General features: G+C 35.3%; 8 protein-coding genes. All 8 read right to left on the bottom strand.

Features of this window, described 5'->3' with window-relative positions:
- Positions 1–702: 702 nt before the first annotated feature.
- On the bottom strand, positions 703–1,872 hold the full coding sequence (locus tag DRF65_RS27000; RefSeq protein ID WP_115973806.1) for a proline dehydrogenase family protein: 1,170 nt from the start codon (positions 1,870–1,872) through the stop codon (positions 703–705).
- 64 nt (positions 1,873–1,936) lie between these two features.
- Positions 1,937–2,866: a UbiA family prenyltransferase gene (locus DRF65_RS26995; RefSeq protein ID WP_115973805.1), complete on the bottom strand. Its 930-nt coding sequence runs from the start codon at positions 2,864–2,866 to the stop codon at positions 1,937–1,939.
- 11 nt (positions 2,867–2,877) lie between these two features.
- Positions 2,878–3,804, bottom strand: a complete 927-nt coding sequence (locus DRF65_RS26990; RefSeq protein WP_115973804.1) for a mevalonate kinase family protein — start codon at positions 3,802–3,804, stop codon at positions 2,878–2,880.
- 160 nt (positions 3,805–3,964) lie between these two features.
- Complete coding sequence (locus DRF65_RS26985) at positions 3,965–6,145, bottom strand: T9SS type A sorting domain-containing protein (protein ID WP_115973803.1); 2,181 nt, start codon at positions 6,143–6,145, stop codon at positions 3,965–3,967.
- A gap of 176 nt (positions 6,146–6,321) precedes the next feature.
- Positions 6,322–7,812, bottom strand: a complete 1,491-nt coding sequence (locus DRF65_RS26980; RefSeq protein WP_115973802.1) for an MFS transporter — start codon at positions 7,810–7,812, stop codon at positions 6,322–6,324.
- 106 nt (positions 7,813–7,918) lie between these two features.
- A complete protein-coding gene (locus tag DRF65_RS26975) occupies positions 7,919–9,097 on the bottom strand; it encodes an acetyl-CoA C-acyltransferase (RefSeq protein ID WP_115973801.1) in 1,179 nt (392 codons plus the stop codon).
- Between the two features lie 51 nt (positions 9,098–9,148).
- Positions 9,149–9,559 (bottom strand): carbohydrate kinase family protein, encoded by a 411-nt coding sequence (locus DRF65_RS26970; RefSeq protein ID WP_123947443.1) that lies wholly within the window; start codon positions 9,557–9,559, stop codon positions 9,149–9,151.
- A gap of 2 nt (positions 9,560–9,561) precedes the next feature.
- On the bottom strand, positions 9,562–9,966 hold the full coding sequence (locus DRF65_RS26965; protein WP_115973799.1) for a hypothetical protein: 405 nt from the start codon (positions 9,964–9,966) through the stop codon (positions 9,562–9,564).
- Positions 9,967–9,968: the final 2 nt, after the last annotated feature.

Here is a 9,968-nt window from a genome sequence, read left to right as displayed (position 1 = left end):
TACAGATTTATGACTTATAGTCTATCCTTAATCTATGGAAAAAGGAGAAGTTTTTATCTGTAGTTTTTATTGTAATAAGGGTAAATTTCAATAGACACGAATGATTTTTATTCGTGCATTCGTAGCAAAAAAATAATCGTGTAATTGGACATAAAGATTTTATAATATCATGAATATTTTGAAAGAATAAAAAGGAATTAACTCACTATCCATTCTATGCAGAATCCTGCTTATTTATAAAAAACCTGACCAAAGAAAATGGCCAGGCTAAAAAATATTTGAAGAAGAAAACTAAAGCTATTTGCTTTATTTGTTTTTAAATTTTAAGGGATTCCTGAGATGTATTTATCCTCTTTCACAACTCATTTACTGCTGCATATTGGGAAATTTTAAGGATATGATGTCTTCCGGAACCGAAGAAATCTGTTGCATTATAATATAATGATGGCAGATGAAAAATTTTTCATGTATTAGTTTTTTATAGCTTTATCAAATATAGAAATTAAAAATTAAATCAACAATAAAAATTAAATTATTTTAACATATAATTAATATTAAAGAACAATTAACCTATAATCATTAATATGATGTATTTTATTGAAATTACAGATTTTATAATAAATACAGTAATTTAATTAAAATGATTCAAATAAAAAGACCCGCATATATTGCGGGTCTTTCCTTTATTTTGGGTAACAATTGTTATTGTTTTTTTCTTCTTTCAAGTTCTTTTTTAATCAGTCCAAGTTCCCTTCCGGTTTGTCCTGCTACAGAAGTATTTTCCTGGGCTCTTCTCGTAAGATATGGTACAACATCCTTTACAGGTCCGTATGGAAGATATTTAGCCACATTATAGCCTTTATCAGACAAATAGAAGGTAATGTTATCACTCATCCCGTAAAGCTGTCCGAAATACACGTGTGGATTCCCGTTTTCTAAAGATTTGGATTTCATTTTATCCATAATCAACTCAGAAGAGATCTCGTTGTGAGTTCCAAAGAACGCAGAAACTTTATCCAGGTGGTTCATCACAAAGTCAATTCCTGCATTATAATTCTTATCGGAGGCATCTTTGGTAGGCTGAATTGGATCTGCGTATCCTCTTTCTGCAGCTCTGGCTCTTTCTTTCTCCATATAAGCTCCACGAACAATCTTGTATCCGATAAAATAATTCTTTTCTCTGGCTCTTTGAAGGTGTGCTTCCATATATTCCAGTCTTCCTGTTCTGTACATCTGGATTGTATTCCAAACGATAGGTTTTTCCTGGTTATATTTCTCCATCATTTCTTCACAAAGCTGATCTGCAGAATCCTGCATCCAGGTTTCTTCTGCATCTACCATTACTTTTTTGTCATTTTCATGACAAAGAGCACATACTTCGTCAAATCTTCTTACCACTCTCTCCCATTCTTCCTTCTGACTGGTCGTAAGCTCTACTCCTTTTCCAACGGCTTCATACAGATCAATTCTTCCGAATGCTGTAGGCTTGAATACGATAAAAGGAATCGCTGGATTCCCTACTGAAAATTTTACAATATCTTTGATCTCCTTACAAACAGCATCAAAAGTTGCTTCATCCTCTTTTCCCTCAATGGAATAATCGAAAATACTTCCAACTCCTCTCTTGAAAAGCTGTTTTACAACCTTCATACTCTCCTCACGGGTTTCTCCACCACAGAATTGTGCAAACAAAGTATTTTTTACAATTCCGGTAACGAATGGAAAGTCGTTGTGTACTGTAAAATTAAGAACGGATGTTCCAAGGCTGGTAAGAGTAGGCTGTTCAATCATTCTAAACATCCAGTAAGCCTTTCTCAACTGTGCATCTGTCTTGTCTGCAAATGCAACTTTAGTATCATTAAAAATGGGCATTCCTATTTATTAAATTTAGTTATGCAAAGGTAATAATAACCTTAGTTTATTTAAAGAATTTTTATTATAATTTATGTTCAATTCCATTTAAAAGCATAGCTATAATTCCTATAAAAACCCATAATCGTAATACATTGAGAGTGAGAAAGTTGCTTTTTCTGCTGGAATTTAAAAAAAGATAAATACAAAGGATCATCACAAATAAGCTGCCTGCAAAATAGTAAGCCATAAATCCAGAAACCCCAGTTTTAGTAATAATTTTCATAGAAACTCCCATTGTTATTAAAAGTAGGGAGATGAGAATAATCTTCGTATTTCTGCTTTTAAAATAATTCGGAATGGTGATATATCCAAATGTTTTATCCACACTTCTGGTAAGGGTGTCTTTTACAATATCAATGCATAAAAGGATGAGAAAAAGAAAAACAGCCATCAGAAAAACTTTCTTGGAAAAGGTTTCATAATAAACCATCATTCCAAAGAACGGATATAAGGTAAGGCTTACAAATGTGAGGTTATTCAGTATTAATATCCTGCTTAATTTATGACTATAAAACCACATGAAAAACTGATATACCACAAAAAACAGAAAAACATTATGGGAAATCATCCAGGCTACCCCTAATGAAATAGCACTCAATCCCAGATAAGCATATAAAAAATACTTTTGTTTGATGAAACTCTGGATTCTGGTTCGGAAGGGTTTTACAATATGATCTTTTTCCAGATCGTAAAACTGATTGATGATTCCACCTGCTAGGATCGTCAGAACGGTACAGAAAATAATCCCGTGTACTTTAAAATCGAAAACAAAATTCCTGAAAGATTCTTCCTGATTGAACAGAAAAAAAGTGGAAACATAAAGGGCAAATGTTAGCAGAGCTGCTACAAAAAACCGTGCTCCAAGTAAAAAGCCTACGAATTGTGAAACTCTGTAATATAGAGATTTTGAAATATATTTTTTGGATTGGAAAGTTTCTTTTTCAGAATTCATTTCCAGCCTGTTTAAAATCTGTAAATCACCTCTTTTTGGAATCCATCAAGCATTTTTTCTGCTTTTTCATAGTCCTGGGTAAAGCCTAAGATATAGCCTCCCCCTCCGCTTCCGCAGAGTTTTAAGTAATATGCATTGGAGTCCAGTCCTTTTTTCCAGATGTTAAAAATACTTTCAGGTATCATCGGACGGAAATGTTCATAAGCCCAGTGAGAAAGTTTTTTTAGATTTCTGAAGAAAGGATTCATATCTTTTTTAAGAAAAGCTTCTATACAAGCGTTATTGTAACGGATAAACTCTTCTTTCAGTGTTTTACGGAACCCTTCTGTCTTCATTTTTTCAAAGAAGATCTGGATCATTGGTCCTGTTTCTCCTGTAATTCCGGAATCAATCAGGAAAATTGCTCCTTTTCCTCCTTCTCCGTCAGGAATTGACACTCTGTCTAAGTTTTCTTTGTTTTCAATAAGAATAGGAAGGTTCATGTAGCAGATCAATGGATCCATACCTGAGCTCTTTCCATGGAAATAGCTTTCCATTTCACCGAAAACAGCCTTTAATTTTTTAAGATTTTCCTTAGAAATATTATCTGGATTTAATTTGCTGACCGAATATTTTTCAAAAATAGCAGCCACCAAAGCCCCCGAACTTCCTACTCCATATCCCTGTGGAATATTGGAATCAAAGAAAAGTCCGTTTGAAATATCGTTTTTAAGACTTTCAATATCCAATGTAAAATCATCAGAGAGATCAAGTGTTGTAAGAAAGTCTGAATATTTCTGCAGATGTCTGTTTGAATTAAGCTCAAATTCTGAAGCCAGGTCTGAAAATTTTAAGGTTCCTTTATAGAAGCTGTAAGGTACTACAAGCCCCTGGGAATCTTCAATCATTCCGTATTCTCCAAACAGGATTATTTTTGCATAAAATAAAGGGTTGGTCATATTGACAATAAATCTTTTTGCAAAGTTAAAAATTATTCCGCTGAATGTAAGCAAAACCCGGACCGAAATATCAGTTATTTATATTTCTTCTCCGGTTTATATATTAAAAATACGAAAAAAGCCTGATATTCTCAGGCTTTTATTGATATTTATTTAAAAATCAGTGTTTGATCAGCTTTTTGTTGATCGTCTGCTTATCCGTTTCGATCGTTATTACATAGTTTCCTGTCTGGACGGATGAAAGATCTACTTCTTGCTTATTTCCTTTTAAAGAAGAGGCTGAAGCGACCAGTCTTCCGGACTCATCATATATTTTATAAGCTTTCAATCCTTCATTAGAGGATATGGTTATCATATTTTTAGCAGGATTCGGATAAATGCCGATTGTATTATTTTTCACATTTACATCTTCCACCCCCAGCACCGCGCAGGAGAAACCAGCTTTCCAACCAATACCGTTTTCGGCAGGATCTGAAACAAATTTGATTGTAATGGCTCCAGAGGGATTTGTAGAAGTAAAAGGTCCCGGAACAGCGCTTCCTGACAGCTTATTTCCGTTAGCAAATAAAGGTGAGGAAGTAGAAGGTCCATCATAAACATACATAAAATCATACCCCTGTTCTGTTCCAAATTCTGTAAAGGTCATAGTCATGGATGAACCTGAAGCGGGATAAAATGTTTTTATTATTTCTTCATCATTGCCATAATTGGCATTTGGGCCTCCCGTATCAATAAACTGAACTCCATCACACCAAGCTGCATCTGTCAGGAACACTCCTGATTTCTGATAGTATGTTTCATTAGCACAAGGACCTACTCCATCTATTCTGTAATAAGTTCCGGGCTGAAGATTGGCAATACTAAAGTTTGCTGTACTGGTATTTCCTGTTGTCACAGGGGTACCATCAATTTTTGAAACCTTATATTTCCAGGCTGAAGATATGGCATCAGTAATCAATATATCAGCAGAATTCTGTGTTGTAGAAGTTGCCGCAATAGATGAGATACTGGGAATACATGATAGTGTACAGTTGGTTCCAAGACAAGGTTTGGAATCAATGGTATTTCTGATCAAAGCAGCCGGCTGATCTCCAAAACCATTGCTGAAATTGATTCCTATTCCTGACATTAAGTGGCAGTAGCTCATGATTGTACCTGAAGCAGGCAAAATATTACTCGTACACGTAAGCCCTTCATCCGCTATTATAGACGGCTTTGCAGTGGGGCCACACCAGTCAATTGGAGTATTATTTCCGTTCCAGGCACATGCATGGGTATGTGGTGATCCTAAGCTATGTCCCATTTCGTGTGTCATAGCCTGAATTGTCCAGGAATATACCGGTACATTATTATAACTTTGGCTGATTCCTGAATAGGCATGTGCATAGGTTTTACATAAAGAATTCAGATAGGCAACACTTGTTGTACTGGGAGCATTGATCAAATGAGCAAGATCACCATTAAAAACCTGTCTGTTGGCTGAAAATTTAGATAGATTATTACTAGGATTTCCTGTATACGGATCTGGCGTGGTCCAGATATAAATCTCATTCAGAGCTGTCCTTATATCATCATTGGTGTAGAGGGTTGCAATATTATTATGAACCGCTGTAAGCCAATTAGTAACAGTGGTGGTATTGGAACCGTTATTCTGATAGGGTTTATAGCAAACTTCATAGTAGATCCTTACACAATTTTGGGTCAACGTTTTTTTCTTACTTAGATTGGGATCATACGAAATTTTCTGTCCCTGATTTTCTTTTATTTCATCAATACCGCAGATAAAAGGGTTAGCTCCTGTTAGTTTGGAGTCTGAATAACTTACAAAATCTTCAGTATTTTTGGCTTTTCCCAATACTATATTTCCCAGCTCCGGTGTAGAAGCTACTCCTACTACATCATTCTCAAAGAAACTGAAAGCTACAACAGAACTGTTGCTCCCTTTTACAATTCCCTGATAATATACTCCCGGAGTATAGTTTACGGTTTTCCCTTTGTTGGTAACCACTTTAAAATTGCTTGTAAAGATTTGATTTTTATACATTTCAACGGTAATCTGCTTACCTCCTTCAAAAGGAAAGGAAATTTCGATAAATTCCGGTTTTTCACTAATCAACCTTTTCAACTCGGCAGCCTTTAAGGAAATAACGGTAATATCTGTTGCAGCACGTCTGTATTCAGCAAGTTTATTTGTATTCTGATTGATATCAAACAGATCATACTTGTTAACCTCACTTTTTCCGGAATGGTATTCTGAAATTTTTTGGGCAATTGGTCTTAGTTTTTGAGAAAGACCAAGCACAAAGCATTGCAAGAAGCAAAGCAATAGAATTTTTTTCATAGTTTTAATGATTAGGTTTAATTAACAAATAAACAAAAAAAATCAAAACATAGTGAAAAATAAATATTATTTTACAACAACTACACAGTCATTATAATAAATAAAGCCAGATCAATAAATAATTGATTTTAATTCACCTAAATAAAAAAAGACGTTAAAATAACGTCTTTTAATTTTTATAATGTTTCTCTGTCTGTTCTCATTTTTACCTTCAGGAAACGGATCAATATCAATCCTGCGCCGAAGAATAATGTCATGGACAAAGCTGCAATTCGCATATTATTAAAATGTTCAATTAATGTTGCAAAGATAAATGTACCGATAATGATTGCAATTTTTTCCAATACATCATAGAAACTGAAATAAGTGGTGTTCTCCATCGAGTTTTCCGGAAGCAGTTTTGAATAAGTAGATCTGGACATTGCCTGAAGACCTCCCATTACCAATCCTACTACTGCTGCAACCCCATAGAACTGATATTCTACTGTTGGATTTTCCTTATTCAGGAAATAAGCCCATAAACAGGCTACAATCCATAGGAAAATAGCGATTGAAATAACGTTTCTATTTCCTATTTTTCTGGATAATCTTGAGAAAATAACAGCGCCTATAATGGCTTCGATCTGGATCACTAAAAGGGTTCCGATAAGTTTATCCTGAGCCAGATTGATCTCACTTTTTCCGAATAAAGTAGCCATAAGGAAGATCGTCTGCATTCCTACACTGTAAAAGAAGAAACTTGAAAGGAAAAACTTCAGGTTTCTATCTTTGAATAGCTCTCCTCCTACTTTAAATAATTCATGGAAACTTTCTTTGGCAATATCCTTGTAAAAGCTCATATTGTCTTTTAATACCTCAAATAAACCGCCTTGTTCTTCATGTTTTTTAAAGATGTTCTTATAGTTTAATAATACAAGATCTTTAGGAAGTTTATCTTTTACATCCCCGAATTGAGGAAGATGTTTGAAAGTATACTGTGAGAAACCAAACCACCACGCTCCGGTCAACAGGAAGCTGATTCTTGTAAATAATAACTGTTGTGCTGCTCCTTTGGCAAAAACCTGAATCAGGACTAAGCACAATACCACTAAAACTACAGAGCCAAGATATCCATAGACATATCCTTTTGCAGAGAGTGCATCCTGCCTGTCCGGCGTTGCAATATCCGGAAGGAATGAGTTATAAAACACCAGACTTCCCCAGAAGCCAACACTCGCTGTAATACTGAACAGGAGCCCCAGAAATACATTATGCATTCCTGTGAACATCGCTAATCCCATACAGGATGTTGCACCCAGGTAACAGAAGAACTGCAGAAATGATTTTTTATTTCCGATAGTATCTGCCAATGAAGATAAAAACGGAGACAGTAATACTACAATAAAGAACGATATGGTTAATGAATATCCATATACGGCATCGGGTTGGTATTCGTTGCCGAAAATTTTGATCATGTGCCTTACCGGAACATCGATCCATTTTTTTGTTTCCGTTACATATTCCTTTTTTTCATACGCTGTGGTAAGAATAGAGTAATAAATAGGGAAAATGGTAGACGTAATAACCAGGGAATACACAGAGTTTGCCCAGTCATATACAGCCCAGGCTTTCATAATCTTCGGATTATTCTTTATGTTGTTGGGTTGTCGGTTCTCAGTTTCAGACATTTCAAATAAATATTAGTAGCACAAAAATAGAAAAACCATTAAGAAATGGATAAGATTTTAAAAAAATTATCAACTCCTTAATGGCAATACACTCTGAAACAGAATGTTATATATTTTCAATCACAATTGCAGAGGCTCCACCACCACCATTGCAGATTGCTGCTGCACCGTATTTCGCGTTATTTTGCTTCAATACGTTGATTAATGTCACAATGATTCTTGATCCTGAACTTCCCAGTGGATGCCCTAATGCTACTGCTCCTCCATTTACATTTACTTTGGAAGCATCTAATCCTAAGATTTTATTGTTTGCCAGTCCTACAACAGAGAAAGCTTCATTAAATTCAAAGAAATCAATATCTGACACTTCTAAACCTGCTTTTTTAAGAGCAATAGGTAAAGCTTTAGCCGGAGCAGTGGTAAAGTTTTCAGGTTCGTGTGCTGCATCAGCGTAAGAAACAATCTTAGCTAATGGCTTTAATCCTAATTCTTCCATTTTTTCTTTAGAAACAAGGATTAATGCAGATGCTCCGTCGTTCAATGTAGATGCATTAGCAGCTGTTACTGTTCCATCTTCTTTTTTGAAAACTGTAGGAAGTGTTGTAATTCTGTCGAAGTTTACAGCTTTGTATTCTTCGTCTTCAGCAAAGATTACAGGGTCTCCTTTTCTCTGAGGAATGGAAACCGGTACAATTTCGTCGTTGAATTTTCCTTCGCTCCAAGCTTTTGCTGATCTTTTATAAGATTCTATAGCAAAGTTATCCTGATCTTCTCTTGTAATGCTATAATCAACGGCACATTTCTCTGCACATACTCCCATGTGTACTTTGTTGTATACGTCTGTAAGGCCGTCCAATACCATACCATCCAGCATTTTGATATCTCCAAGTTTTGTAGCGACTCTTGCGTTATAATAGTGGGGAACTAAAGACATATTTTCCATACCTCCTGCAACAATTACTTCTGCATCACCTGCTTTGATAGCCTGTGCAGCCATTGTTACAGCCTTCATTCCTGAAGCACACACTTTATTTACTGTGGTGGAAGGTGTATTGATAGAAAGACCTGCTCCTAAAGCTACCTGACGAGCCGGTGCCTGTCCTTCTCCTGCCTGTAATACATTCCCCATATAAATCTCCTGAACATTGGCAGGATCTAAACCAATTTTATCTAATGCTCCTTTCACAGCGGTAGCTCCCAATTTAGTAGCCGGAACTGTTGATAAACTTCCCATAAAACTTCCCATAGGGGTTCTTACTGCGGAAACAATGAATACTTCTTTCATGTATATAATTTTTATTTTAGCTAAAATGAAACCGGAGTTTCATATTTAAATTTATTTTATTTTTATGTATACGACATTAAATTCAGAACCTGCAATCTTAGTGTTAATTTTCAAAAGATTATCCTGAGTTGCTACTACTCTATTGCTGAAAACATCTCCAATCTGTACAGGGTCATTCTTATCCGACTTTTCCATAACAATCGATTTATAATTGCAGTCATCCACAAAAACCAATGTAGATTTTATATAATCTTTCCCGTTATTGAAATATTCGGTCTGTACATTATCCTTAATGGTCATATGCCATATGGCTTCCGGATAATTAGCTCTCAGGAATTTCCCTTCTTTTATATTCGTACATTTAGTCGGGTTATCCGGCTTTTTCTGTACTGTTTGCTGGGATTTGACCTGTGAGGTCATTAACAATAATACCCCAGCTGAAAATGCTTTTAAGAGTCTCATATTCATATTTGAGTTCGTTGATTAACTTTTTTATTATTTCCTGCAAAAACCAACAGAAAGGCTCCTAAAAATTCTACGATCCATCCCCACTTCAATTTAACGATTCCTGCAAAAGTTTCTTTCCAGGATTTAAAAGGTAAAAAACTGAAGTAATCTAATGACTGTAGCTTTACAGCCACCAAAGTGAATGCAAACAAAAGAATAAGCAAAACACCAAAAGATCTTACGATTTTCGCATTACTATTGACAATTCCAAAGACTGCACATGCGGCAAAAATCCAACATGTAATAGCCAAATAGTGATCGAGTTTCCAATAATTCCAGTTTCCAATAATAGGTACATGTACCAAAGGCAGAAAACTCCCTACAACCACTAATAACAATCCTAATAACTGAATATTTTTCATAT

The organism is Chryseobacterium pennae (assembly GCF_003385515.1).
GTDB lineage: Bacteria > Bacteroidota > Bacteroidia > Flavobacteriales > Weeksellaceae > Chryseobacterium > Chryseobacterium pennae.
The sequence above is the reverse complement of the archived record's forward strand: the minus strand, read 5'-3'. Positions and strand labels throughout refer to the sequence as shown.